This window comes from Streptomyces sp. NPDC055025 (genome assembly GCF_053608565.1).
In genome coordinates, this window is record NZ_JBSGVS010000043.1 from 26063 (window position 1) to 51649 (window position 25587).

Sequence of the window (25587 nt, forward strand, 5' to 3'; positions counted from 1 at the left end):
GCGGCATGCGCTGGGGGCACTCTCACAGCCTCCGCCGGGGCCCTGCCCGGCTACTCGACGGTGACGGACTTCGCGAGATTCCTGGGCTTGTCGATGTCCCGGCCCAGCGCCAGCGCCGTGTGGTACGCCAGGAGCTGGAGCGGGATGCCCAGCAGGATCGGGTCCAGCTCGGTCTCGTTCTTCGGTACCACGATCGTGTGGTCGGCCTTCTCCTGCGGCTGGTGCGCCACCGCCAGGATCGGACCGCTGCGCGCCTTGATCTCCTCCAGCGCCGCGCGGTTCTTCTCCAGCAGCTCGTCGTCGGGGACGATCGCGACCGTCGGCAGCGCCGGCTCGATCAGCGCGAGCGGCCCGTGCTTCAGCTCCGAGGCGGGATAGGCCTCGGCGTGGATGTAGGAGATCTCCTTGAGCTTCAGGGAGGCCTCCAGTGCCACGGGATAACCGCGCACGCGCCCGATGAACATCATCGAGGCGGAGTCCGCGTACTGGGCCGCCAGCTTCGCGATGGCGTCCTCCGTCGCCAGGATCTCGGAGATCTGGGCGGGCAGTCTGCGCAGCCCCTCGATGACCCGCTTGCCGTCGGCGACCGACAGATCCCGGATACGGCCGAGATGCAGCGCCAGCAGCGCGAAGGCGACCACGGTGTTGGTGAAGCACTTGGTGGAGACGACACAGACCTCCGGGCCCGCGTGCACATAGACCCCGCCGTCGGTCTCCCGGGCGATCGCCGAGCCCACGACATTGACCACACCCAGCACCCGCGCGCCCTTGCGCTTCAGCTCCCGCACCGCGGCCAGCACGTCGTACGTCTCACCGGACTGGGACACCGCGACATAGAGCGTGTCGGGGTCCACGACCGGATTGCGGTAGCGGAACTCGGAGGCGGGCTCGGCGTCCGCGGGGATCCGCGCCAGCTCCTCGATGAGCTGCGCGCCGATGAGCCCCGCGTGGTACGAGGTGCCACAGCCCAGGATCTTGATCCGGCGCACCCCGCGCGCCTCGCGGGCGTCCAGATTGAGGCCGCCGAGATGCACGGTGGCGAAGCGGTCGTCGATCCGGCCGCGCAGCACCCGGTCCACGGCGTCCGGCTGCTCCGAGATCTCCTTGTGCATATACGTGTCGTGGCCGCCCATGTCGTACGACTCGGCCTCCCACTCCACGGTGGTCGGCGTGGCCGAGGTACGGGAGCCCTCGGTCGTGTACGTACGGAAGTCGTCGGCCTTGAGGGTGGCCATCTCGCCGTCGTCGAGGGTGACGACCTGGCGGGTGTGCGAGACGAGGGCGGCCACGTCGGAGGCGACGAACATCTCCTTCTCGCCGATGCCGAGGACGACCGGGGAGCCGTTGCGCGCGACGACGATACGGTCCGGGAAGTCGGCGTGCAGCACGGCGATCCCGTAGGTGCCCTCGATGAGCTGGAGCGCCTGGCGGACCTTCTCCTCCAGGGTGGCGGCCTGGGAGCGGGCGATGAGATGGGTCATCACCTCGGTGTCGGTCTCGGAGAGGAACACCACCCCGTCCGCCTCCAGCTTCACCCGCAGCTCGGAGGCGTTGTCGATGATGCCGTTGTGGACGAGCGCGACCTTGCCCTCGGCGTCCATGTGCGGATGCGCGTTCTCGTCGCTCGGCGAGCCGTGGGTGGCCCAGCGGGTGTGCGCGATACCGGTGGTGCCCGCGAAGCGCTTGGGCACGCGGGCCTCCAGATCACGGACCCGGCCCTTGGCCTTGACCATCTTCAGCGTGGCGGCCTTGCCCGCGGCCGGTTTGGCGGTGATGACCACTCCCGCCGAGTCGTACCCGCGGTACTCCAGCCGCTGAAGACCCTCCAGCAGCAGTGGTGCCACATCACGCCTGCCGATGTATCCGACGATTCCGCACATACGGTCTCTGCCCCTCCTGATCGGTTCATGATCGCTGATCGGTTCGTGATCGCCTCAGCCGTAGACGATGCGGCGCAGCTGCCGGAGCGAGAGCTCCGGCGGTGCCACCGCCCGGTGCGGCAGCTCGGCCGCGATCCGCTCGAAGATCTCCGCGTTGGTGCCGCCGGCGCCCTGCATCTCCCGGTGGCGGCGGCGGACGAACTCCTCGGTCGTCTCGTCGAAGTACGCCAGCACGTCGAGCACCACCCGGGCCGCCTCGCCGCGCCGGAGCGCGGTGCTGCGGACGAGATGGTCGATGAGGTCGTCGTACGACGTGTGGCGTTCCAGCACTCGTTGATATTGCGGGTAGAGGAGGACGTTTGCAAGAAATCTGCCCGGAATCGGGCAGGAGTCGGTCCCATTCAGGGCCGAAAGGGGGAACGGACGGTGGGCCGCTTCAGGGCGGTCTGTTCGGCGGCGGTGACCCGGCGGCGGTGACCCGGCGGCGGTGAACTCCCCCAGGCGGGGACTCTTCCGCCAGAAGGGCGGAAATTGGTCTACACCTTGACCGCCGGTGGGGCTCGCGGGTCCCATGGGGGGAGTTCAACGCCCGGCACCACAGGTGAGTACCCCGTCGAAGGGACGACCTCGTGAGAAACGTTGTGGCACACCGCAGAGCGTTACCCCGGCTGTTCGGCTCGCTGCTGCTCGTCGCGGCGGCCGGTGTCGCCGGCATCGGAGCCACGGGCCCGGTGCCCGCGGGCTCCGCGGCCCTCCACGGAGACCGCCCGCACGCCGGTTCCGGTTCCGGTTCGCAGGGCGGTTCCGGATCCCAGAGCGCTTCCGGATCTCGGAGCGGTTCCGGAGCCGCGCGTCCACTGGACCAGATCGTGCCCGCGCCGCAGCGGGTGCGGGCGGGCGGCTCGCCGTACGCCATCACCGCGGCGACCCGCATCCTGGTCGACGGCCGCTCGCGCGACGACACGCGCGAGGCCCGGCGGATCGGTTCCTATCTGGCCGGAGTGCTGCGCCCCTCCACCGGCTACACCCTGCCGGTCACCGACCGGCAGGCGCCGGGCGGCATCAGGCTGCGGCTCGGCGCGGGCGAGCGGAGTCTGGGCGCGGAGGGCTACCGGCTGGAGTCCGGGCGGCACGGTGTCACGATCACCGCCCGAGAGCCCGCCGGACTCTTCCACGGGGTCCAGACCCTGCGCCAGCTGCTGCCCGCCCCGGTGGAGAAGCGGACCGGGCAGCGCGGTCCCTGGACGGTCGCGGGCGGCACCATCACGGACACCCCGCGCTACGCCTACCGGGGCGCGATGCTCGATGTCTCCCGGCACTTCCTGACGGCCGACCAGGTCAAGCTCTATATCGACCAGTTGGCCCTCTACAAGATCAACAAGCTGCATCTGCACCTCTCCGACGACCAGGGCTGGCGGATCGCCGTCGACTCCTGGCCGAGGCTGGCCACGTACGGCGGTTCCACCCAGGTGGGCGGCGGGCCCGGCGGCTACTACACCAAGGACCAGTACCGCGACCTGGTGCGCTACGCGGCCTCCCGGGAGCTGGAGGTCATCCCGGAGATCGACATGCCGGGCCACACCAACGCCGCGCTCGCCTCGTACGCCGAGCTGAACTGCGACGGTGTCGCGCCCCCGCTCTACACGGGCACGAGTGTCGGCTTCAGCTCGCTGTGCGTGGCGAAGGAGGTCACGTACGACTTCGTGGACGACGTGGTGCGCGAGCTGGCCGCGCTCACCCCGGGCAAGTACCTCCACATCGGCGGTGACGAGGCGCACGCCACCAGCCACGCCGACTATGTGGCCTTCATGGACCGGGCGCAGGCCGCCGTACGGAAGTACGGCAAGACCGTCGTCGGCTGGCATCAGCTCACCGGTGCCACCCCGGTCGCGGGGGCCGTCGCCCAGTACTGGGGTTACGACGCCACGGGCGCCGCCGAGCGCGCGCAGGTCGCGGCGGCGGCCAAGAAGGGCACCGGGCTGATCCTCTCCCCGGCGGACCGGGTGTACCTGGACATGAAGTACGACAGAAGCACCGCGCTGGGCCAGTCCTGGGCCGGCTACACCGAGGTGGACCGCTCCTATGGCTGGGATCCGGCGACCTATCTCGCCGGCGCGGGCGTACCCGAGAGCGCGGTGCTCGGCATCGAGGCCCCGCTCTGGACGGAGACCCTCGTCACCAGCGACCAGCTGGAGTTCATGGCGTTCCCACGGCTGCTGGGCGTCGCGGAACTGGGCTGGTCCCCGGTGGCCACGCACGACTGGGACACGTACAAGGTGCGGCTGGCGGCCCAGGGGCCGCGTATGACGGCGCTCGGTATCGACTACTACCGCTCACCGCTGGTGCCCTGGCCGGCCGGCTGACGGACCGGCACGCGGACACACGCGCGGGGAGGTAGCGGACACGCGCGCGGGGGAGGTGCGGACATATGCGCGGGGAGGGGCCGTGGCACCGGCTCCTCCCCGCCGCCGTATCCGTCCCCCGGTATCCGTCCCCCGGCTCAGCTCGGCAGGCCCAGTTCCCTCGCGATCAGCATCCGCTGGACCTCGCTGGTGCCCTCGCCGATCTCCAGGATCTTGGAGTCGCGCCACATCCTGGCCACCGGATACTCGTTCATGAAGCCGTAGCCGCCATGGATCTGGGTGGCCTCGCGGGCGTTGTCGACGGCGACCGTCGACGAGTACAGCTTCGCCAGCGCCGCCTCCTTCTTGAACGGCTCACCGCGCACCAGCCGCGAGGCCGCGTCCCGCCAGCCGATCCGCGCCATGTGCGCGCGCATCTCCATGTCGGCGAGCTTGAACTGGATGGCCTGGTTGGCGCCGATCGGCCGCCCGAACGCCTGCCGCTGCTTCGCGTAGGCCACCGACTCGTCCACACATCCCTGGGCGAGACCGGTCGCCAGCGCGGAGATCGCGATCCGGCCCTCGTCGAGGATACGGAGGAACTGGGCGTATCCCCGGCCCTCCTGGCCGAGCAGATTCGCCAGCGGGACCCGTACGTCCGAGAAGGACAGCTCACGGGTGTCCGAGGCGTTCCAGCCGACCTTGGAGTACGGGGCGGCGACGGTGAAGCCGGGGGTGCCGGACGGGACGATGATCGAGGAGATCTCCGGACGGCCGTCGTCCTTGCGGCCGGTGACGGCCGTGACCGTGACCAGACCGGTGATGTCCGTCCCGGAGTTGGTGATGAAGCACTTGCTGCCGTTGATCACCCAGCTGTCGCCGTCGCGCACGGCGGTGGTGCGGGTGCCGCCCGCGTCCGAACCGGCCTCGGGCTCGGTCAGACCGAACGCGCCGAGGACCTCGCCCGCGCAGAGACCGGGCAGCCACTCGCGCTTCTGCTCCTCCGTACCGAAGAGATGGATGGGCATGGCGCCGAGCGAGACCCCGGCCTCCAGGGTGATCGCCACGGAGGAGTCGACGCGGGCCAGCTCTTCGAGGGCGATACCGAGCGCGAGATAGTCACCGCCCATACCGCCGTACTCCTCGGGGAACGGCAGCCCGAACAGGCCCATCCGCCCCATCTCACGGACGATCTCGTACGGGAACTCGTGGCGCTCGTAGAAGTCGCCGATCTTGGGCGCCACGACGTCATGGGCGAACTCCTCGACGGTGCGCCGCAGTTCTTCGTGATCGGCCGAGAGCCGGTGGTCCAGGGACATGGGTGCGTCACTCCTTGTGGGAGAGGGCTCGGACGGTACGGGAGGGGCTGGGGCGGCCCAGCCGTTCGGCCAGCCACACGCTGGTGGCGGTGAGCCGGCCGAGATCGACGCCGGTCTCGACACCGAGGCCTTCGAGCATCCACACGAGGTCTTCGGTGGCGAGGTTTCCGGTGGCGCTCTTCGCGTACGGGCAGCCGCCGAGGCCGCCCGCCGAGGCGTCCACCGTGGTCACACCGTGCTGGAGCGCGGCGAAGGTGTTGGCGAGTGCCTGGCCGTAGGTGTCGTGGAAGTGCACACCGAGGGCGTTGGTCGGCACGCCCTCCTCGTTCAGCCCGGCGAGGAGGGTCTGCACATGCCCGGGGGTGGCGACGCCGATGGTGTCGCCGAGGCTCAGCTCGTCACACCCCAGGTCCATCAGGGCCTTGGCGACCCTGACGACCTGGTGGACGGGGACAGGACCCTCCCAGGGGTCGCCGAAGCACATGGAGAGATAGCCGCGGACATGGATCTTGTCCGCGCGGGCCCGCTCGATCACCGGCGCGAACATGGCGAGTGATTCGTCGACCGTACGGTTGAGATTGGCCTTGGCGAAGGACTCGGTGACGCTGCCGAACACGGCGATACGGCGGACCCCGAGGGCGATGGCGCGGTCGAGGCCCCGCGCGTTCGGCACGAGGACGGGGAGCGCGACCTCCGCCCCCAGGTCGCCGAGGAGGGGGAACAGCTCCTCGGCGTCCGCGAGCTGGGGCACCCACTCGGGGCGTACGAAGCTGGTGGCCTCGATGGTGGTGAGCCCGGCATCCGCGAGCCGGTGGATGAACTCGGCCTTGACCTCGGTCGGTACGACGGACTTCTCGTTCTGGAGCCCGTCGCGCGCGCCCACCTCGTGGATACGGACCTGGGGCGGCAGTCCCTCCGCGGGGACGGCCATGGGCAGTCCGTCGGTCATGACTCCTCCTGGGGGACGGCGGTGTCCGGTGCTGTGGCGGGACCGGGACCGGGTGCGGGTGCGGTGTCCGGCTCGGGCGCGGGGGTGACGACCGCCAGGATCTGGTCCATGGCGACGGTGGAGCCGGGGGTGACATCCAGCTCGGTGACGGTGCCCGCGTGCGGGGCGGAGATGACGTGCTCCATCTTCATCGCCTCGACGACGAGCAGACTCTGCCCGGCGGTCACCTCGTCCCCGACCGCCACCTTGACCACGGTGACGGTGCCCGGCATGGGCGCGACCAGTGAGTCCGCCCCGCCGGCCGCGCCGCCTCCGCGCAGGGCGGCCTCGACGGGGTCGAAGTCCACCACATGCCAGCTCTCCCCGTCCCTGCCGAGCCAGTCGCCCGCCCGGTGGAAGGTGTGGGTCACACCGTCCACCGAGCCGGTGACCGTGACCCGCGTGGGCTCCACCCGGGACCGGTCGCCGGGGAGCACCCGGTGCGTGACGGGTTCGAGTCCCGGCACCCGCAACCGGTGCGTCACGGGGACGGGTTCGCCGCCCAGACGCCAGCCGTCCGGTACGGAGAAGGGGTCCACCCATCCCGCGGTCGCGGGCGGCCGAAGCTCCGCCTCGCGGACCGCCGCCGCCGCCGCGTAGACCTCCGGCGGGACCCCGTCCGGAAGCAGGGACTCCGCGTCCCGCTCGACCAGACCCGTGTCGAGATCGCCCGCGACCACCGAGGGGTGGGCGAGGAGCCGGCGGAGGAAGCCGGCGTTCGTGGTGACGCCCAGGGTGACGGTCCCGGCGAGGGCCGCGCGCAGTCTGCGCAGGGCCGTGGCGCGGTCGGGGCCGTGGGCGATGACCTTGGAGAGCATCGGGTCGTAGGCGCTGCCGACGTCCGAACCCTCGGAGAGGCCCGAATCCGTCCGTACCCCGTCGCCCCGCGGCTCGCGCAGCGCCAGGACCGTACCGCCCGTGGGCAGGAACCCCCGCGCGGGGTCCTCCGCGCAGATCCGGGCCTCCACCGCGTGGCCGGTGAGGGTGATGCCGGCCTGCGCGAAGGGCAGTTCCTCGCCGGCGGCGACCCGTAGCTGCCACTCGACCAGATCGAGGCCCGTGACCAGCTCCGTGACCGGATGCTCCACCTGGAGACGGGTGTTCATCTCCATGAAGAAGTACGAGGCCGGATCGCGGCCGGGCACGATGAACTCGACCGTCCCCGCGCCCGCGTATCCGCACGAGCGGGCCGCCTGGACCGCCGCCTCGCCCATCGCCGCGCGGGTCGCCTCGTCCAGCAGAACGGACGGCGCCTCCTCGATGACCTTCTGATGGCGGCGCTGGAGCGAGCACTCCCGCTCGCCGAGATGCACCACATTCCCGTGGGTGTCCGCCAGCACCTGGATCTCGATATGGCGCGGCCGGTCCACCCACCGCTCCACCAGCAGCGTGTCGTCCCCGAAGGAGGACCGCGCCTCCCGCCGGGCCGCCGCGATCTCCTCGGCGAGCAGGGACTCCGCGCGCACCAGCCGCATGCCCTTGCCGCCGCCGCCCGCCGAGGGCTTGAGCAGCACCGGCATGCCGATCTCCGCGGCCGCGGCGGCCAGTTCCGCGTCGGTCAGCCCGCTGCCCGAGGAGCCGGGCACCACCGGGACCCCCGCCGCCCGTACCGTCTCCTTGGCACGGATCTTGTCGCCCATCAGCTCGATGGCGGAGGCGGGCGGTCCGATGAAGACCAGCCCCGCGTCCGCGCAGGCCCGCGCGAAGGCCTCGTTCTCCGCGAGGAAGCCATAGCCCGGGTGGACCGCCTGCGCCCCCGTGAGGGCCGCGGCGGCCAGCAGCCTCTCGACGGAGAGATAGCTCTCGGACGCGGCGGCCGGGCCGATACGCACCGCCGTGTCGGCCTCCCGCACATGCCGGGCGTCCGCGTCCGCGTCGCTGAAGACCGCGACCGAGCGCACCCCCAGAGTCCGCAGGGTACGGATGACACGCACCGCGATCTCGCCGCGGTTGGCGATCAGAACCGTGTCGAACATTCCCACCCTCACATCCGGAAGACGCCGAAGCCGGACGCCGCGCTGTCCCTCTGGGGCAGTGGGGCGTTGGCACACGCGGTCAGGGCCAGACCCACCACCTGCCGGGTCTCCAGCGGGTCGATCACACCGTCGTCCCAGAGGCGCGCGGTCGCGTAATAGGCATTGCCCTGGGTCTCGTACTGGGCGCGGATGGGCGCCTTGAACGACTCCTCGTCCTCGGCCGGCCACTCCTCGCCGCGCCCCTCGATCTGGTCGCGCTTGACGGTCGCCAGCACGGACGCCGCCTGCTCGCCGCCCATGACCGAGATCTTGGCGTTGGGCCACATCCACAGGAAGCGGGGGGAGTAGGCCCGCCCGCACATCGAGTAGTTGCCCGCCCCGTACGAACCGCCGATCACGACCGTCAGCTTCGGCACCCGTGTGCACGCCACGGCCGTGACCATCTTCGCGCCGTGCTTGGCGATCCCGCCCGCCTCGTAGTCCCTGCCGACCATGAAGCCGGAGATGTTCTGGAGGAAGAGCAGCGGGATACCGCGCTGGTCGCACAGCTCGATGAAGTGCGCGCCCTTCTGGGCGGACTCGGAGAACAGGATGCCGTTGTTGGCGACGATCCCGACCGGATGGCCGTGGATCCGCGCGAACCCCGTCACCAGCGTCGTACCGAACTCGGCCTTGAACTCGGCGAACCGCGAGCCGTCGGCCAGCCGCGCGATCACCTCACGGACGTCGTAGGGCGTACGGGAGTCCACCGGCACCGCTCCGTACAGCCCGGCGGGATCGGACTTGGGCTCCTCGACCGGCTCGACGGACCAGGGGAGCGCGCCCCGCGCGGGGAGGGTGGAGACGATGGTGCGCACGATCCGCAGCGCGTGCGCGTCGTCCTCCGCGAGATGGTCGGTGACACCGGAGACCCGGGAGTGCACCTCGCCGCCGCCCAGCTCCTCGGCCGTGACGACCTCGCCCGTCGCGGCCTTCACCAGCGGCGGCCCGCCCAGGAAGATCGTGCCCTGACCGCGCACGATCACCGCTTCGTCGCTCATCGCCGGGACATAGGCGCCGCCCGCCGTGCAGGACCCGAGCACCGCCGCGATCTGCGGGATACCGGCGCCGGACATCCTGGCCTGGTTGTAGAAGATCCGTCCGAAGTGGTCCCGGTCGGGGAAGACCTCGTCCTGCATCGGAAGGAAGGCGCCGCCGGAGTCCACGAGATACAGACACGGCAGTCTGTTCTCCAGGGCCACTTCCTGGGCGCGGAGGTGTTTCTTCACCGTCATCGGGTAATACGTGCCGCCCTTGACCGTGGCGTCATTGGCGACGATCACCACCTCACGGCCGCTGACCCGGCCGATCCCGGCGATCACCCCGGCGGCCGGGGCCGCGCCGCCGTACATCCCCTCGGCCGCGAGCGGCGCCAGCTCCAGAAAGGGCGAGCCGGGGTCGAGCAGGGTGTCCACCCGGTCGCGCGGCAGCAGCTTCCCGCGCGCGGTGTGTCGGGCACGGGCCTTCTCGCCGCCGCCCAGCCGCGCCGCGGCGAGCCGGGCGCGCAGACCGGCGGCCAGCTCCTCGTGCGCCGCCTCGTTGATCCGCCAGGACTCGGAGGCCGGATCCGCGGCGCTCGCCAGCACGGGTGCCTGCTGCATCGCTCGTAGCTCCTCGCTTGGCCGGTCGCCGGGCGTCGCCGGGCGACGCCGCACTCGTCGGCGGGCCCGTCGGACACGCACCGGGTTAGTGAGCGTTAACGTTGTCGCCATAAGGTTAACGACCGCTAACAGCCCTGTCTAGAATGATTTCCCATGAGCATCAGGACCGCCGCCCCGACCCGCCGCGAGCAGATCCTCAAGCACGCCGCGCGCCTCTTCGCCGAGCGTGGATTCCACGGGGTCGGCGTCGATGAGATAGGGGCGGCCGTCGGTATCAGCGGCCCCGGTCTGTACCGCCATTTCGCGGGCAAGGACGCGATGCTCGCCGAACTGCTCGTCGGTATCAGCGGACGGCTGCTGGACGGCGGCAGGCTACGGGTGCGCGGGGCGGGGGCGGACGGGGACCCGGCCGCCGTACTGGCCTCGCTGATCGACGGCCATATCGACTTCGCCCTCGACGACCGCCCGCTGATCACCCTCCACGACCGGGAGCTGGACCGTCTGAGGGACAGCGACCGCAAGCTGGTGCGACAGCTCCAGCGGCAGTATGTGGAGCTGTGGGTCGAGGTCGTACGGAAGCTGTACCCGGACGTGCCGGAGACCCAGGCGCGCGGCGCGGTCCACGCCGTCTTCGGACTGCTGAACTCGACGCCGCACCTCGGGGCGCGCGGGAGCGGCCTGCCGGGGCGCGCGGCGACGGAGTCCCTGCTGCGCCGGCTCGCGCACGGCGCCTTCGCGGCGCTGGGCGACGAGGCCGGGGTGCCTGGGGTGCCCGGGGTGGCGTAGCGGACCGCGCCGGGGGCGACGGCGCGGTGCCTCCGGCGCCCCCGGCGTGGTCCGGGGCAGGCAAGGGGCGATCCGCTCCGGTCCGGCGGCCGACGGCGCGTGGATCCGGCCGGAGAGGGCCGAGAGCGGCCGAGGGGCGGGGCGCGGTCCGGAGACCCGGACACCCCGCGCGGTGCGTATGCCTGACGGCACAATGGGCTCATGCCGATACCCAGCCGCGCCGCCCTTGTCGACCACCTCGTCCGCACCCGTATCGCCGGAGACGTGGCCACCCCCCGCGACAACAATCTCTCCCACTACCGCAAGCTCGCCAACGGTGACCGCCACTACTGGCTGGGCCTGGAGCTGGGGGACCGCTGGACCGATGAGCAGGACGTCCTCGCCGTGATGGCCGAGCGGTGCGGGGTCAACGACGATCCCGAGCACCGGACCGGCCAGGACACCATCGACCCCGAGCTGACCGTAGGGGCCCTGGAGCGGATGGCCACGCGGTTGCGCAAAGCCGTCCTGGCCCGGGAGCGCGTGCTGTTCGCGACCGGCCACCCGGGCGGGCTGCTCGACGTGCACCGGCAGACCGCGGACGCGCTGCGGGCCGCGGGCTGCGAGATCGTACGGATCCCCGGCGGACTCACCGCCGACGAGGGCATGGTCTTCCAGTTCGCCGATGTCGCGATGCTGGAGCGCGGCGCGACCCTCTGGCACACCCACTCGCCGGAGCCCATGCGGGCGATCCTGGACGCTCTGGAGGGCGAGGGCGGACCGCTGCCGGATCTGGTGGTCGCGGACCACGGCTGGGCGGGGTACGCGGCGCAGCGCGGGCTGGACTCGGTCGGCTACGCGGACTGCAACGACCCCGCGCTCTTCCTCGCCGAGGCGGAGGGCACGATGGACGTGACGGTCCCGCTGGACGACCATGTCACGGACCCGCGCTTCTACGACCCGATGACCGCGTATCTGCTGAACGAGGCAGGGCTGCTCCGACGGTGACGCCCCGGATCGTGACGCCCCGGATCGTGACGCCCTGGGTCGTGTCGCCCCGGACCATGGCATCCGGGACGGTGGCGTCCGGGACTGCGGTATCCCGGACGGTGACGGCCGATCGTGGAGGAGGGCTCAGAGGCCCATCGACTTGGCGATGATCATCTTCATGACCTCGCTGGTGCCGCCGTAGATCCGGTTGACGCGGTTGTCCGCGTACAGCCGGGCGATCGGGTACTCGTTCATATAGCCGTAGCCGCCGTGGAGCTGGAGGCACCTGTCGATGACGCGGTGCGCGACCTCGGTGGTGAAGAGCTTCGCGGACGCGGCCTCGGCGGCGGAGAGCTCACCCAGGTCATGGGCTTCGAGCGCGCGGTCGACGACGGCCTCCGCCGCGTCCACCTCGGCCTTGCAGGCGGCCAGTTCGAACTTGGTGTTCTGGAAGGACGCCACGGACTTGCCGAAGACCGTCCGGTCCTGCACGTACCGCTGCGCGAACCGCACCGCGGCGGCGGCCTGCGCATAGGCGCCGACGGCGATGCCCAGACGCTCCTGGGGCAGATTCTGGCCGAGGTAGGAGAAGCCCTCGTTCTCCTCGCCGAGCAGATCTCCGACCGGGACCCTGACATCGGTGAAGGACAGTTCGGCGGTGTCGGACGTCCTCAGCCCCAGCTTGTCGAGCTTGCGGCCGACCGCGTACCCCTCGGACTTCGTGTCCACGACCAGCAGGGAGATCCCGTGGCGCCGGTCCTCGGCGGTCGGGGCGGCGGTACGGGCGCAGACGATGACACGGTCCGCGTGGACACCGCCGGTGATGAAGGTCTTGGCGCCGTTGAGCACATAGTGCGTACCGTCGTCGGAGAGCCGGGCGGTCGTCTTCATCCCGGCCAGGTCGGAGCCGGTGCCCGGCTCGGTCATGGCGATCGCGTACATGGTCCGCCCGCTGACGAAGTCCGGCAGCCAGCGCTTCTTCTGCTCGTCGGTCGCGTACGCCTTCAAGTAGGGCAGACAGAGCGCGACATGGACGCCGGAGCCGCCGAAGGAGACACCGGCGCGCGCGGCCTCCTCGGTCATGACCGCCTGGAACTTGAACGACTCCTCGCCCGCGCCGCCGTACTCCTCCGGCACCTCTATCCCGAAGACGCCCAGCTCACCGAGCTGGTGGTAGAAGTCGCGGGGCGCCTGGCCCGCCGCGTACCACTCGTCGTAGACCGGGACGACCTCGGCCTCGATGAAGGCGCGGATGGTCTCCCGGAACGCCTCGTGGTCCTCGTTGTAGACGGTACGACGCACGGGAAAACCTCCTGCGGGAGCTTTCGGGTAAGCGCTTGCTCAGAAAAAGTTACCCGGCAGTCAGCAGAGGTGTCCAGGGGTGGGGAAGCCGCGGACCGGTCGTACGCGTCACAGCGTCACCGCCGCGGAGCCGAGGAGCCGGGGAAACGTACACTTCAGCGTCGCTTTCCGGCCGCCCGCGGTCATGACGGGCGGACGGGGCGGACCGGTGGCGCCCCTGGCCCGAGAGCAGTTGTCCACAGGGCTGGGGACAAGTTGTCCACAGGCCCGACCGCTTGTCGGGGAGCCGGTCCATTCTTGAGGCGGTGACCCGGACCGATTGGCGTGGATCCGGACCGACCGGAGCGAGACCGGAGCAAGGCAAGAGCAGGACCGGAGCAGGACGAGAGCAGGACCCGAGCAAGGCGGCACGGCGCGGAGCGGTGCCGCGGCCGCACGCATCTCCAGGAAAGGCCCGACGATGAGCAGCAACGGACAGGTACACCCGGCCACGGCCGACCGTGAGGACGGCCCGCGCGGCCCCGTCGACTCGTCCCGCGTCCCGCGGTACGCGGGACCGGCCACGTTCGCCCGGCTGCCCCGGCTGGACGAGGTCGGCACCGCCGATGTCGCCGTCGTCGGCGTCCCCTTCGACACCGGGGTCTCCTACCGGCCGGGCGCGCGGTTCGGCGGTAACGCGATCCGTGAGGCGTCCCGGCTGCTGCGCCCGTACAACCCGGCGCAGGACGCCTCGCCCTTCGCGCTCGCCCAGGTCGCGGACGCCGGGGACATCGCCGCCAATCCGTTCCGTATCGACGAGGCCGTCGAGACCATCGAGGCCGCCGCCGACGAGCTGCTCGGCACCGGCGCGCGTCTGATGACCCTCGGCGGGGACCACACCATCGCGCTGCCCCTGCTGCGCTCGGTGGCGAAGAAGCACGGACCGGTCGCGCTGCTCCACTTCGACGCGCATCTCGACACCTGGGACACCTACTTCGGCGCCGCGTACACCCACGGCACGCCGTTCCGCAGGGCCTTCGAGGAGGGCATCCTCGACACGGAGGCGCTCTCCCACGTCGGCACGCGCGGCCCGCTGTACGGGAAGCGGGATCTGGACGACGACGCCAGGATGGGCTTCGGCATCGTCACCTCGGCCGATGTGATGCGCCGGGGAGTGGACGAGATCGTCGACCAGCTACGGCAGCGCATAGGGGACCGCCCGCTGTACATCTCCGTCGACATCGATGTGCTCGACCCGGCGCACGCGCCCGGGACCGGCACGCCCGAGGCCGGCGGGCTCACCTCCCGCGAGTTGCTGGAGATCGTCCGGGGGCTGGCCTCCTGCGATCTGGTCTCGGCGGATGTCGTCGAGGTCGCGCCCGCGTACGACCACGCCGAGATCACCTCCGTCGCCGCCTCCCACACGGCGTACGAACTGACCACGCTCATGGCCCGCCGGATCGCCGCCGCCCGCACCGACGCCGGGCACACGACCGCGACCGACGCCGGGCACACGAGCGCGACCGACGCCGACGCCGGGCACACCGCCCGAGGCGCCGCCCCGTCCGGGCCCGCCGGTCCGGCCACCGCCGGGACGGCGAAGTGACCCACGACCACGATCCGGTCCCGCGCCCCACCGAGGCGCAGACCAGGGCCGCGCTGAATCCGCCGGCCGGGCGCAACGGCGGCGATCTCGTCGTGGAGACCCTGCGGGGACTCGGCGCCACCACCGTCTTCGGGCTGCCGGGACAGCACGCGCTCGGTATGTTCGACGCCCTGCGCCGCTCCGATCTGGCCTATGTCGGGCTGCGTGTCGAGAACAACGCGGGGTTCGCCGCCGACGCGTACGGCAGGGTCACCGGCGAGGCGGCCCCGCTGCTGCTCTCCACCGGCCCCGGCGCGCTCACCGCGCTGCCCGCGCTCCAGGAGGCGGCCTCGGCCTCGGCCCCCGTGCTGGCCATCTCCAGCCAGGTGCCGGCCGCCGGTCTCGGTGGCGGTCGCCATGGTTATCTGCATGAACTCCGCGATCAGCAGGCGTCCTTCCGCGACATCGTGAAGTCCGTGCACCTCGTCCGCAGCGCCTCGCAGATCCCCTCCGCGATCGCCGCCGCCTGGGAGTCCGCGTTGACCGCCCCGCACGGTCCGGTCTGGGTGGAGATCCCGCAGGACGTGCTGCTCGCCGAGACCACGCTGCCGGTCGTCACGGTGCCGGACGCCACCCCGCGCGAGCTGCCGCCGCGCCCCGAGCTGACCGCCGTGGCGGCGCACGCCCTGTCGCACGCCGAGCGCCCGGTGGTCATCGCGGGCGGCGGAGTCGTACGGGCCGACGCCTCCGGCAAGCTGCTCGCCCTCGCCGAGAAGCTGTCCGCACCGGTCGTCACCACCTACGGGGGCAAGGGCGCCTTCCCCTGGGACCACCCGCTGTCGCTCCAGTCCTGGCTGGAGGACCGCCATCTCACCGACTTCCTGGAGGACGCGGACGTCCTGCTGGTCGTGGGCTCCGGTCTCGGCGAGCTCTCCTCGAACTACCACACCTTCCGGCCCCGTGGCCGGGTGATCCAGATCGAGGCGGACCTCGGCAAGCTGGAGTCCAACCACCCCGCGCTCGGTATCCACGCCGACGCCCGGCTCGCGCTGTCCGCGCTGCTGGAGTCGGTGTCCGCGCGCCGGGGTCCGGCCGTCCCGGACCCGGCGGGCGTGGACCCGGCCGCCGTGGAGTCGGTCCGTACGGTCCTGGCGAAGGTACGGGCCAGGATCGAGGCCCAGGACCTCGCTCCGGAGCGACAGGTGCTCGCCGCCGTCCGCGCCGCCCTGCCCGAGAGCTCCCCCAGTTTCTGGGACATGACGATCCTCGCCTACTGGGCCTGGGCCGCCTGGCCGGGCCCGATGCACTCGGCCCAGGGCGCGGGCGGCCTCGGTTACGGCTTCCCCGCCGCCCTCGGCGCCGCCGCGGCCGACCGTACGAGACCGGTCCTGGCCGTCTCGGGCGACGGCGGCGCGATGTACTCGATAGCGGAGCTGGCCACCGCCCGGCAGTACGGCCTCCCGGTCACCTGGCTGATCGTCGACGACGGCGGTTACGGCATCCTGCGCGAGTACATGACGGGCGCCTTCGGCGAGACGAGCGGTACGGACCTGTCCCGCCCGGACTTCGTGGCGCTGGCGGAGTCCTTCGGCGTACCGGCGGTCCGTACGGCTCCGGAGTCGCTGCGCGAGGACCTCGCCGCGTCGCTCGCCGCGCCGGGTCCCTCGGTGGTCGTGCTGCCCGCCGTGCTCAGGATGTTCGCGCCGACTCACCTCTGAGCGCCGACGGGGGAGCGCGACGAACACGATTTGGTCTCGGCCAGCAATTGTGTTCGAGCCCATACAACCATTGACCCGTCCTTGTGCATCATGTCTGCGAGCGCGCCGTACGGCACGCTCGTGATGCGACAGGGGCAGGGGCGGGAACTCTCTTCATGACTCATCAGCGAATATCCTGGCGCGCTCGTGGCGCGCTCTCCGTCGCCCTCGCCGCGGGGCTCGTACCGGTCGTCGCCGGAGCGGCGCCCGCCGTGGCCGCGACTCCGGCCGTCGCCTGTACCTCGGGCAAGGCGGGCCTCGCCGCCAAGCTGTCCAAGGACATCACCGCGGCGCTCAAGTCCAGGAAGTCCACCACCGCCGTCGCGGTCTACGACCGCACGACCAATACGCGCTGCACCCTGCGCGCGACGCAGAAGTTCGACTCCGCCAGCGTGGTCAAGGTCACCGTCCTCGCGACCCTGCTCTGGGACGCGAAGAAGACGAACCGCTATCTGACCCAGCGCGAGACCGATCTCACCACCGCCATGATCACCAAGTCGGACAACGCGGCCACCAGCACCCTGTGGAAGCAGCTCGGTCTGACGAAGATCAAGGGGTTCCTCAAGGCCGCCGGGATGACCCAGACCACTCCGGGCGCGAACGGTTCCTGGGGCCTCACCCAGATCACCGCCCGTGACGAGCAGCAGCTGCTGACCCTGGTGACCGCGAAGAACACCGTGCTCAGCGACAACGCCCGCAGCTACATCCTGGACCGGATGCGGCGGGTCGTCTCGTCCCAGCGCTGGGGCGTTCCGGCGGGTGCCCCCGCCTCCGCCACCGTCCAGCTCAAGAACGGCTGGCTCCAGCGGTCCACCCACGGCTGGCGCGTGCACAGCATCGGCGCGTTCACCGGCAAGGGCAACAACTATCTGATCACCGTGCTCACACACGACAACAAGACCATGAACGACGGCATCAACACCATCCAGGCCGTCGCCCGCGCCGTCCACAAGGACCTCGCCGCGGCGAAGTGACCGCCGGGGGCGGGGCGTGGGCGTAGGCCGGTCCGCGGTCCTAGGACCACGGACCGGTCTTTGCCGCGCTTTGTTGCGGAGGGATGAAATCCGCCGCCGCCCGCGTTGGGCCTTCCGGCAGATCAGGACGATCGGGAGGCATCAGTGGCGGCGGAGCAGGGCTGGGCACGGCGACTGGCCGGGTACGCGTGGCGGTACCGGCGCAATGTGGTCCTGGCGCTCGGTTCATCGCTCGCCGGTATGGGGGTGATGGCTTTCGTCCCCCTGATCACCAAGGTCGTCATCGATGATGTCATCGGGGACGGCCGCCGCTCCCTCCTCGTCTGGACGGGGCTGCTGATCCTCGCCGCGCTCGCCGTCTACGCGGCCGCCTACATCAGGCGCTACTACGGCGGACGGCTCGCGCTCGACGTCCAGCACGATCTGCGTACGGACATGTACGACACGATCGCCCGCCTCGACGGGCGGCGCCAGGACAGCCTCTCCACCGGACAGGTCATCGGCCGCGCCACCAGTGACCTCCAGCTCATCCAGGGCCTTCTCTTCATGCTGCCGATGACCATCGGCAACGTCCTGCTCTTCCTCGTGTCCCTGGTGATCATGGCGTGGCTGTCACCGCCGCTGACCCTGGTCGCGCTGGCCGTCGCTCCCGCCGTCTGGTACATCGCCCGCCGCAGCCGCACCCGGCTGCACCCCGCCACCTGGTACGCCCAGTCACAGGCCGCCGACGTCGCCGGGGTCGTCGACGGAGCCGTCTCCGGGGTCCGGGTCGTCAAGGGCTTCGGCCAGGAGGACCAGGAGACCGGGAAGCTCCGGGAGGCCGGCCGCAGGCTCTTCGCCGGACGGCTGCGCACCATCAGGCTCAACGCCCGCTACACCCCGGCGCTCCAGGCCGTGCCCGCGCTCGGCCAGGTCGCGATGCTGGCGCTCGGCGGCTGGCTGGCCACCCGTGGTCAGATCACCCTCGGTACGTTCGTCGCCTTCTCCACCTATCTCGCCCAGCTCGTCGGCCCGGTCAGGATGCTCGCCGTGGTGCTGACCGTCGGCCAGCAGGCACGGGCCGGTGTGGAACGCGTACTGGAGCTGATCGACACCGAGCCGACGCTCCACGACGGCACCAAGGAACTGCCGGCGGACGCCGTGACCTCCGTCGAGTTCGACGACGTGTCGTTCGCGTACGACGACGGCAGGCCCGTACTGGACGGCTTCTCGATGGAGATCCGGCCCGGTGAGACCGTCGCCGTCGTCGGCTCCTCCGGCAGCGGCAAGTCCACCGTCTCGCTGCTGCTGCCCCGCTTCTACGACGTGACGCACGGCGCGGTCCTCGTCGGCGGCCATGACGTACGCGAACTGACCCTCGACTCGCTGCGGGCCGCCATCGGTCTCGTACCGGAGGACAGCTTCCTGTTCTCCGACACCGTCCGCGCCAATGTCGCCTACGGAAAGCCGGACGCCACCGAGGAGGAGATCCTCAAGGCCACCCGCGCCGCCCAGGCCCACGGCTTCATCAGCGAACTGCCCGCCGGTTACGACACCAAGGTGGGCGAGCAGGGCCTGACCCTCTCCGGCGGCCAGCGCCAGCGCATCGCCCTGGCCCGTGCCATCCTCACCGACCCCCGGCTGCTCCTTCTCGACGACGCCACCTCCGCCGTCGACGCCCGGGTGGAGCACGAGATCCATGAGGCGCTGCGCGCGGTGATGGCCGGGCGTACGACACTGCTCATCGCCCACCGCCGCTCCACCCTCGGGCTGGCGGACCGTATCGCCGTGCTCGACGGCGGACGTCTCGCCGACATCGGCACCCACGAGGAGCTTCAGGAGCGGTCCGCCCTCTACCGGCGGCTGCTGACCGACCCGGACGAACTGGGCGAGGTCTCGCCCGGCCACACCCCCGTCGCCCCCGCCGCCGGGGGGCCCGAGGACATCGCGTCGCCGGAGGAGGCCCGCGCCCTCCAGCGGGAGATCGACGCCGAGTTCGACGCCGAACGCGGAGTGACCCCCGCGCTGTGGATACGGGAGGAGAGGTCGTACACCGCCTCCGGCGCGAAGGCGCCCGGCGCCACCCCCGAACTGCTCGCCCAGGTGGAGGCACTGCCCCCGGCCATCGACACCCCGGAGGTCGACGAGGCGCGCGCCGTCGCCGCCGAGGAGTCGTACGGACTGCGCCGGCTGCTGCGCGGCTTCGGACTGCCGCTGCTGATCAGTCTCGCGCTCGTCGCCGTCGACGCCGGAATGAGTCTGCTGCTGCCGGTCCTCATCCGGCACGGCATCGACCAGGGCGTCGAACAGCTCGCGCTCGGCGCGGTGTGGGCCGCCTCGGCGCTGGGACTGGTGGCCGTGCTCGTCCAGTGGATGGCGCAGATCGGTGAGACCCGCAAGACCGGGCGGACCGGCGAACGCATCCTCTACGCGCTGCGGCTGAAGATCTTCGCGCAGCTCCAGCGGCTCGGACTCGACTACTACGAGCGTGAGCTGACCGGTCGCATCATGACGCGGATGACGACCGATGTGGACGCGCTGTCGACCTTCCTCCAGACCGGTCTGGTCACGGCGTTCGTCTCCGTCGTCACCTTCTTCGGCATTCTGGTCGTGCTGCTGGTGATCGACGTGCAGCTCGCGCTGGTGGTCTTCGCGACCCTGCCCGTACTGATCGTGGGTACGGTCTACTTCCGCCGCAAGAGCGTGCAGGCGTACGAACTGGCCCGTGAGCGCATCAGCGCCGTCAACGCCGATCTCCAGGAGTCGGTGTCCGGGCTGCGGATCGTCCAGGCGTTCCGGCGCCAGAAGGACGGCGCCGAGCGCTTCGCGGGACGCAGCGACCACTACCGCGCGGCCCGGGTGCGCGGCCAGTGGCTGATATCGGTGTACTTCCCCTTCGTGCAGCTCCTGTCCTCCGTGGCCGCCGCCGCCGTGCTGATCGTCGGCGCGGGGCGGGTGGAGGCCGGGACCCTGACGACCGGCGCGCTGGTGGCGTATCTGCTCTACATTGATCTGTTCTTCGCGCCCGTGCAGCAGCTCTCGCAGGTCTTCGACGGCTATCAGCAGGCGACGGTCTCGCTGGGCCGTATCCAGGAACTGCTGCGGGAACCGACCTCGACAGCCTCCTCGAAGGAGCCGCTGGACGTGCTGTCGCTGCGCGGCGAGATCGCTTTCGAGGGTGTGGAGTTCACCTACAACGGGCTGGAGTCGGAGGGACCCGAGTCCGGGGCGCCGGGGTCCGGGGCGGCGTCTCGCGTCGTGTCTGACGTCGCGTCCGGGATCACGTACGAGAAGGAGACCGGCGGGCGGCCGAGGGGCGCCGCGGATGCCGCCCTCAGCGGTGTCGATCTGCGGATACCGGCGGGCCAGACGGTCGCCTTCGTCGGCGAGACCGGCGCGGGCAAGTCGACCCTCGTCAAACTGGTCGCGCGGTTCTACGATCCGACCGGCGGCCGGGTCACCGTGGACGGCACCGATCTGCGGGAGCTGGATCTGACGGCGTATCGGCACCGGCTCGGGGTCGTACCGCAGGAGGCGTATCTCTTCGCCGGTACGGTCCGTGACGCCATCGCCTACGGGCGTCCCGAGGCGCGCGACGCGGATGTGGAGGCCGCGGCCCGCGCGGTCGGCGCGCACGAGATGATCGCCACGCTGGAGGGCGGCTATCTGCACGAGGTCGCCGAGCGGGGCCGCAATCTCTCCGCCGGACAGCGCCAGTTGATCGCACTGGCCCGCGCCGAACTGGTCGACCCGGACATACTGCTGCTCGACGAGGCGACCGCGGCCCTCGACCTGGCCAGCGAGGCCCTGGTCAACCAGGCCACCGACCGGCTGGCGGGCCGCCGTACCACCCTGGTCGTCGCCCACCGGCTGACCACCGCTGCCCGCGCGGACCGGGTGGTCGTGATGGACCACGGCCGGGTCGTGGAGGACGGCACGCACGAGGAACTCCTCGCGCTGGAGGGCCGGTACGCCAAGCTCTGGCGGAGCTTCCTCGGCGAGGAGGAGCCGGCCGCGGTGGTGTGAGGGGTGTGAGGGGTGTGAGGGGGAAGGCCGGGGAGGGCACGGGCGCGCGCGAGGCTGAACCGCGCGAGGCTGAACCGCCGTCCGCGCGCCTTCGGCGCCGTCCCGGGCGTCTCCGGCTCGACCGACCTCGACCGACCGGATCCTCCGCCAGATCCCTCCGCCAGATCCCTCTACCGGGTCTCTCTGCCGGATCCTCTGCCTGGATGGCACTGGCGGGTCGGGCATTCAGCCCGCTAGGTTCACGGCGTCTGTCATGAACACAGGGAGTGTGAATGCGCAAGGCGCTGAGATGGCTGTTGTCGCTCGTGCTGATCATAGGCACGGTGGCCACGGCCGGTGCGGCCACCGCCGCCGATCGGGGTGCGGACCACCAGACCGCCACCGACACCACCGACATCAAGGACCGGGTCCTCGCTATCCCGGGGATGAGTCTGATCCAGGAGAAGCCGTACGAGGGGTACCGCTACTTCGTTCTCAACTACACCCAGCCGGTTGACCACCGTCATCCGTCCAAGGGCACCTTCCAGCAGCGCGTCACCCTGCTGCACAAGGACACCAGCCGGCCGACGGTCTTCTTCACCGGCGGCTACAACGTCTCCACCAACCCGAGCCGCAGTGAGCCGACACGGATCATCGACGGCAACCAGGTCTCGATGGAGTACCGTTTCTTCACGCCGTCCCGTCCGCAGCCGGCCGACTGGTCGAAGCTGGACATCTGGCAGGCCGCCAGCGACCAGCACCGGATCTTCTCGGCGTTCAAGAAGATCTATCCCGAGAAGTGGCTCTCCACGGGCGGTTCCAAGGGCGGTATGACCGCCACGTACTTCGAGCGCTTCTACCCGCGTGACATGGACGGCGTCGTTGCGTACGTCGCGCCCAACGACGTGGTGAACAAGGAGGACTCGGCCTACGACCGGTTCTTCGAGCGGGTCGGCACCAAGGAGTGCCGCGACAAGCTCAACGCGGTGCAGCGCGAGGCGCTGGTCCGGCGCGAGCCGCTGGAGAAGACGTACCAGGAGTGGGCGGACGCCACCGGCTCCACCTTCACCACCGTCGGCACGCTGGACAAGGCGTACGAGGCCGTCGTGCTCGACTTCGTCTGGGCGTTCTGGCAGTACAGCCTGCTCTCCGACTGCGAGTTCATCCCGGTCGCGGCCACCGCCTCCGACCAGGAGATCTACGACACCATCGACTCGATCTCCGGCTTCTCCGCCTACACGGACCAGGGCCTGGGGACATACACGCCGTACTACTACCAGGCGGGTACCCAGCTCGGCTCGCCCGACATCAAGCAGCCGCACCTGGGCAAGCTGAGCCGTTACGGCTACCAGCCGCCGCGGAACTTCGTACCGCGCTCCATCCCGATGAAGTTCGACCCCTCCACGATGCCGGACGTCGACTCCTGGGTCCGTCACCACGCGAACCAGATGCTGTTCGTGTACGGGCAGAACGACCCGTGGGGTGCGGAGCCCTTCCGTCTCGGCCACGGCGCGCGTGACAGCTATGTGTATGTCGCGCCGGGTGCCAACCACGGCGCCAATGTCGCGGGTCTCGTCCCGGACCAGCAGGCGAAGGCCACGGCCCGGATCCTGGCATGGGCGGGCGTCGCCCCGGCCGCCGTCCAGCAGGACGTGGCGAAGGCGAAGCCGCTGGCGCCGTTCGACGCCAAGCTCGACCGCCAGAAGGTCGAGCGGGAGCACACCCTGAGGCCGTAGCGCGTCTGCCGCGGAACCACGCGGCCCGGTCGAACCGTGCCCGCCGTTCTCAGTCCTCGGACCCGAGAACGGCGGGCACGGCCGTGCTCCGGCGCCGACGCACAGCGGCGCCGACGCGGTACGGGCTGACGCGGTACGGCCGCGTGCGCCCGGCCGGTCAGGGGGAGCGGCCCGGCCGGTCCGGACCGGACCGGCCGGTGATCCGTCCGGCTCAGTAGGACAGACCATGACCGATCGGATACAGCACCCGCGTCGGATCGTCCGCGCGCTGTACCGGCACGGGCAGCACGCCCCGGGGCCGCACCCGCCCCGCGATCACCCGTGCGGCCGCCCGCACCTCGACATCGGTCCAGGAGTACGCGGCGAGGGACGCCTTGACTCCGGACAGGCCCGCGATGTCGTACGGATTGCGGATGGCGACCGTGACCACCGGCACACCGGTCGCGGCGAGCGCGCTGACCAGGGTGCGCTGCGAACTGGTCGCCGAGACGTTGTACGTGGCCACGACCACCACGTCCTTGCCCCGCGCGCCCGCCACTGCCGCCTCGATCTGTGCCGCGCTCGGGGCCGTTCCGGTGGACAGGGCCGTGGCGCCGAAACCCAGCTCGGTCAGGGCCGTGGCGAGCACGGTGGTCGGTGGGCCCGTCGTCCCGGACGGCGAGGCCGGATCGGCGCCGACGACCAGCACATCGCGCTGCCGGCGCCGGTTCAGCGGCAGCAGACCGTTCTCGTTGACGAGCAGCGTGGTGGTCCGCTCGGCGATCCGGTCGGCGGCGGCGAGATGGGCCCGGGTGCCGACCGTACGGTCCAGATTCCGCAGCGGGACGGCGGCATCCCCGCTGAACAGGCCGAGCCGTTCCTTGAGTTCGAGAATACGGAGGATGGATTCCTCGACGCGCGCCTCACTGATCTCGCCGCTCCTCACCGCTGCCAGGACCGCGTTCCAGGCGATCCGCAGATTCGGCGGATTGAGCAACTGGTCGACGCCCGCCTTGAGCGCGAGGACAGGCACCCGGTCGTCGCCGTACTTCTGCCGTACGCCCTCCATACCGAGCGCGTCGGTGACCACGACACCGTCGTAGCCGAGCTCCTCCCGCAGTACGCCGGTGACGATGGGACGCGAGAGCGTCGCCGGGTCCTCGCTCGGGTCCAGGGCGGGGACCACGATGTGCGCGGTCATGATCGATGTGACACCGGCGGCGATCGCGGCCCGGAACGGCGGTGCGTCCAGTTCGTTCCACTGCTCACGGGTGTGGTGGATGGTGGGCAGCGCGTAGTGACTGTCGTCCTTCGTGTCGCCGTGGCCGGGGAAGTGCTTGGCCGCCGTGGCGATCCCCGCGCTCTGATAGCCCGTCACCTGCGCCGAGACCATACCGGCCACCGCCTGTGGATCGGCGCCGAAGGACCGTACGCCGATGACCGGGTTGGCGGGGTTGACATTGACGTCCGCGTCCGGCGCGTAGTTCTGGTTGATGCCCAGGGCGGCCAGCTCCGCGCCGGCGATCCTGGCGGCGTCACGGGCGTCGGCGCGCGAGCGGGACGCGCCGAGCGCCATCGCACCCGGCAGCAGCGTGGCCGGCCTGCCCACCCGGGCGACGATGCCGTGCTCCTGGTCGGTGGCGATCAGCAGCGGGACGGGGGTGTCCTGGGCCAGTCCCGCCTTCTGGATGCCGTTGGAGAGCTCGGCGATCTGCCGGGGATCACGGGTGTTGTGCGCCCAGGCGAAGTAGATGATGCCGCCCACGTGGTACGTCGAGATCAGCTCCGCGGCGGTACGGACCCCGATCTCGGCGAGGTTGGCGTCGATGTCGGCCTGGTCGGGGGCGGTGGCGGAGTGGCCGTACACCCGCATGACGAAGAGCTGGCCGACCTTCTCCTCCGGACTCATCCGTGAGATGAGCCGGCGAAGCCGGTCGCGTCGGTGCGGGGCGAGGGGGGCGAGGTGCGGGGGAGCGGCCACCACGGGGGCGGCCGAGGCGGCAACGGCTGCCGCCGCTACGGCGGTCGCGGTGAGGAGAGCGCGTCTGGAGATGGTCCGGTCGTGCACTGGTGCTCCTTCCGGCTGTGCGCTGCGAGGGGGGTGAAGGAAACTTCCAAAGAACCACGCTTATCCGGAAAGTAACTGCCAGTCAAGGGCTCTCTCCAGCAGGTGACGCTTCCATGGGAGTTTCCGGACCTTTGGAACCTCCGGCCCATACCACTCGTCTTATCGGTGTGCGCCGGTAAGTCTCCGCGGCGGTGTCGGCCCTCGCCGCTGGCTGCGATCGCCGACTCCCCTCTCCAGCCGCCCGCGGCCCGGCAGCACACCGCCACCGGTGCGCCCCCCTTTGTCTGCGCCGGTGGCGGGCCCCTCGCTTCCCCCCCCGCGCG

Annotated in this window: 16 protein-coding genes; 8 read left to right on the forward strand and 8 right to left on the reverse strand. The window is 71.0% G+C overall.

The window, feature by feature from the left end; genetic code table 11:
* Positions 1 to 50: 50 nt before the first annotated feature.
* Together glmS and ACWGDX_RS25260 are read right to left on the reverse strand one after the other, a co-directional pair.
* Positions 51 to 1880 (reverse strand): glutamine--fructose-6-phosphate transaminase (isomerizing), encoded by a 1830-nt coding sequence (gene glmS / locus ACWGDX_RS25255; RefSeq protein ID WP_453628996.1) that lies wholly within the window; start codon positions 1878 to 1880, stop codon positions 51 to 53.
* A 54-nt stretch (positions 1881 to 1934) separates the two neighbouring features.
* Entirely contained in the window at positions 1935 to 2210 is a 276-nt protein-coding gene (locus tag ACWGDX_RS25260; protein ID WP_453628998.1) for a hypothetical protein, read from the reverse strand.
* Positions 2211 to 2521: 311 nt separating this feature from the next.
* On the opposite strand from ACWGDX_RS25260, the gene ACWGDX_RS25265 reads away from it, so the two are divergent.
* Positions 2522 to 4243, forward strand: coding sequence for a beta-N-acetylhexosaminidase (locus tag ACWGDX_RS25265; protein WP_453629074.1), 1722 nt, complete (start codon positions 2522 to 2524; stop codon positions 4241 to 4243).
* A gap of 137 nt (positions 4244 to 4380) precedes the next feature.
* Here ACWGDX_RS25265 and ACWGDX_RS25270 read toward each other — a convergent pair whose 3' ends face one another.
* The 4 genes from ACWGDX_RS25270 to ACWGDX_RS25285 are packed head-to-tail and all read right to left on the reverse strand — an operon-like array spanning position 4381 to position 10145.
* Positions 4381 to 5541, reverse strand: a complete 1161-nt coding sequence (locus tag ACWGDX_RS25270; protein ID WP_453629000.1) for an acyl-CoA dehydrogenase family protein — start codon at positions 5539 to 5541, stop codon at positions 4381 to 4383.
* 7 nt (positions 5542 to 5548) lie between these two features.
* Positions 5549 to 6490, reverse strand: a complete 942-nt coding sequence (locus tag ACWGDX_RS25275) for a hydroxymethylglutaryl-CoA lyase (protein ID WP_453629002.1) — start codon at positions 6488 to 6490, stop codon at positions 5549 to 5551.
* The gene (locus ACWGDX_RS25280; RefSeq protein WP_453629004.1) at positions 6487 to 8505 is read right to left on the reverse strand and encodes an acetyl/propionyl/methylcrotonyl-CoA carboxylase subunit alpha; all 2019 of its coding nucleotides are present in this window, start codon (positions 8503 to 8505) and stop codon (positions 6487 to 6489) included. The genes ACWGDX_RS25275 and ACWGDX_RS25280 overlap by 4 nt, the downstream gene beginning before the upstream one ends.
* Before the next feature lie 8 nt (positions 8506 to 8513).
* Positions 8514 to 10145, reverse strand: a complete 1632-nt coding sequence (locus tag ACWGDX_RS25285) for a carboxyl transferase domain-containing protein (RefSeq protein ID WP_453629005.1) — start codon at positions 10143 to 10145, stop codon at positions 8514 to 8516.
* A 153-nt stretch (positions 10146 to 10298) separates the two neighbouring features.
* Here ACWGDX_RS25285 and ACWGDX_RS25290 point away from each other — a divergent pair, with 153 nt between their 5' ends.
* Both ACWGDX_RS25290 and ACWGDX_RS25295 read left to right on the forward strand, forming a co-directional pair.
* Positions 10299 to 10931 (forward strand): SACE_7040 family transcriptional regulator, encoded by a 633-nt coding sequence (locus tag ACWGDX_RS25290; protein WP_453629007.1) that lies wholly within the window; start codon positions 10299 to 10301, stop codon positions 10929 to 10931.
* 201 nt (positions 10932 to 11132) lie between these two features.
* Positions 11133 to 11918 (forward strand): phosphatase, encoded by a 786-nt coding sequence (locus ACWGDX_RS25295; protein ID WP_453629009.1) that lies wholly within the window; start codon positions 11133 to 11135, stop codon positions 11916 to 11918.
* Positions 11919 to 12044: 126 nt separating this feature from the next.
* Here the strand turns inward: ACWGDX_RS25295 and ACWGDX_RS25300 are convergent, their stop codons facing one another.
* On the reverse strand, positions 12045 to 13202 hold the full coding sequence (locus tag ACWGDX_RS25300; RefSeq protein WP_453629011.1) for an acyl-CoA dehydrogenase family protein: 1158 nt from the start codon (positions 13200 to 13202) through the stop codon (positions 12045 to 12047).
* Between the two features lie 460 nt (positions 13203 to 13662).
* Here ACWGDX_RS25300 and speB point away from each other — a divergent pair, with 460 nt between their 5' ends.
* The 5 genes from speB to ACWGDX_RS25325 all read left to right on the forward strand — a co-directional run bounded on the left by speB (position 13663) and on the right by ACWGDX_RS25325 (position 23217).
* Positions 13663 to 14787, forward strand: coding sequence for an agmatinase (gene speB, locus ACWGDX_RS25305; RefSeq protein WP_453629013.1), 1125 nt, complete (start codon positions 13663 to 13665; stop codon positions 14785 to 14787).
* The gene (locus tag ACWGDX_RS25310; protein ID WP_453629015.1) at positions 14784 to 16484 is read left to right on the forward strand and encodes a thiamine pyrophosphate-binding protein; all 1701 of its coding nucleotides are present in this window, start codon (positions 14784 to 14786) and stop codon (positions 16482 to 16484) included. The genes speB and ACWGDX_RS25310 overlap by 4 nt, the downstream gene beginning before the upstream one ends.
* A gap of 155 nt (positions 16485 to 16639) precedes the next feature.
* Positions 16640 to 17497 (forward strand): serine hydrolase, encoded by an 858-nt coding sequence (locus tag ACWGDX_RS25315; RefSeq protein ID WP_365900798.1) that lies wholly within the window; start codon positions 16640 to 16642, stop codon positions 17495 to 17497.
* 144 nt (positions 17498 to 17641) lie between these two features.
* The gene (locus ACWGDX_RS25320) at positions 17642 to 21502 is read left to right on the forward strand and encodes an ABC transporter ATP-binding protein (protein WP_453629017.1); all 3861 of its coding nucleotides are present in this window, start codon (positions 17642 to 17644) and stop codon (positions 21500 to 21502) included.
* A gap of 272 nt (positions 21503 to 21774) precedes the next feature.
* Positions 21775 to 23217, forward strand: a complete 1443-nt coding sequence (locus ACWGDX_RS25325; RefSeq protein WP_453629019.1) for a S28 family serine protease — start codon at positions 21775 to 21777, stop codon at positions 23215 to 23217.
* A gap of 211 nt (positions 23218 to 23428) precedes the next feature.
* On the opposite strand, the gene ACWGDX_RS25330 is transcribed toward ACWGDX_RS25325, so the two are convergent.
* Positions 23429 to 25264, reverse strand: a complete 1836-nt coding sequence (locus tag ACWGDX_RS25330) for a glycoside hydrolase family 3 protein (protein ID WP_453629021.1) — start codon at positions 25262 to 25264, stop codon at positions 23429 to 23431.
* Between the last annotated feature and the right edge of the window lie 323 nt (positions 25265 to 25587).

Bases quoted from the DNA above. Each gene is read 5' to 3' on its own strand.
- ACWGDX_RS25280 (WP_453629004.1), bottom strand. From the start codon at position 8,505: ATGTTCGACACGGTTCTGATCGCCAACCGCGGCGAGATCGCGGTGCGT.
- ACWGDX_RS25315 (WP_365900798.1), top strand. From the start codon at position 16,640: ATGACTCATCAGCGAATATCCTGGCGCGCTCGTGGCGCGCTCTCCGTC.
- ACWGDX_RS25275 (WP_453629002.1), bottom strand. From the start codon at position 6,490: ATGACCGACGGACTGCCCATGGCCGTCCCCGCGGAGGGACTGCCGCCC.
- ACWGDX_RS25295 (WP_453629009.1), top strand. From the start codon at position 11,133: ATGCCGATACCCAGCCGCGCCGCCCTTGTCGACCACCTCGTCCGCACC.
- ACWGDX_RS25290 (WP_453629007.1), top strand. From the start codon at position 10,299: ATGAGCATCAGGACCGCCGCCCCGACCCGCCGCGAGCAGATCCTCAAG.
- speB (WP_453629013.1), top strand. From the start codon at position 13,663: ATGAGCAGCAACGGACAGGTACACCCGGCCACGGCCGACCGTGAGGAC.
- ACWGDX_RS25325 (WP_453629019.1), top strand. From the start codon at position 21,775: ATGCGCAAGGCGCTGAGATGGCTGTTGTCGCTCGTGCTGATCATAGGC.
- ACWGDX_RS25270 (WP_453629000.1), bottom strand. From the start codon at position 5,541: ATGTCCCTGGACCACCGGCTCTCGGCCGATCACGAAGAACTGCGGCGC.
- ACWGDX_RS25285 (WP_453629005.1), bottom strand. From the start codon at position 10,145: ATGCAGCAGGCACCCGTGCTGGCGAGCGCCGCGGATCCGGCCTCCGAG.
- glmS (WP_453628996.1), bottom strand. From the start codon at position 1,880: ATGTGCGGAATCGTCGGATACATCGGCAGGCGTGATGTGGCACCACTG.